Here is a 695-nt window from a genome sequence, read left to right as displayed (position 1 = left end):
AGGAGGTGGCGGCGCGCTACGCGCATCGCGCCTCGGGGCGGAGCGGGCGGTTCGTCGCGGTGAACTGCGCGGCGATTCCGCCGGACCTGATCGCCGCCGAGCTGTTCGGCCATGTCGAGGGCGCGTTCACCGGCGCGCGGCGCGGCGGGGCGGCGGGCCTCGCGGTGGAGGCGGATGGGGGAACGCTGTTCCTCGACGAGATCGGCGACCTGCCGCTGCCGCTGCAGGCCGCGCTGCTGCGCTTCCTCGACGATTTCTCGGTGCGGCCGGTGGGCGGCGGGATGCCGCGTCTGGTCGACGTGCTGCTGCTGACGGCGACCAATGTCGATCTCGGCGAGGCGGTGGCCGCGGGACGGTTCCGGGCGGACCTGTATTACCGGCTGGCGATCGCCGAGATCACCCTGCCGGCGCTGCGCGAGCGCAGCGACATCCGCCCGCTCGCGGCGCACCTGCTCGAACAGGTGGCCCCGGGCACGCGGCTTGAGCCGGCGGCGGCGTCACGCCTCGCGCGGCACGATTTTCCCGGCAATGTCAGGGAGTTGCGCAACGTGCTGGCGCGCGCCGCGCTGACCGGCGAGAAGGTGATCGGCGAGGAGACGATCGCCGCCCTGCTGCCGGCGGAGACGGCCGCGCCGGCCGCCGCCGGACAGTCGGTGCTGCGCGACGTTCAGGCGAGGCGGATCGAGGCGGCGCTG

At 74.7% G+C, this 695-nt stretch carries 1 protein-coding gene; it reads left to right on the top strand.

What is annotated here, in order from left to right; all coding sequences use genetic code 11:
• On the top strand, positions 1-695 hold a 695-nt coding region (locus APM_RS11440; protein WP_192826793.1), incomplete at both ends, for a sigma 54-interacting transcriptional regulator.

Origin of the sequence: Acidiphilium sp. PM, assembly GCF_000219295.1 — a bacterium.
In the GTDB taxonomy this organism is placed as follows: domain Bacteria; phylum Pseudomonadota; class Alphaproteobacteria; order Acetobacterales; family Acetobacteraceae; genus Acidiphilium; species Acidiphilium multivorum.
Note: the sequence above shows the minus strand (reverse complement) of the source record. Positions and strands in the feature narration are given on the sequence as shown.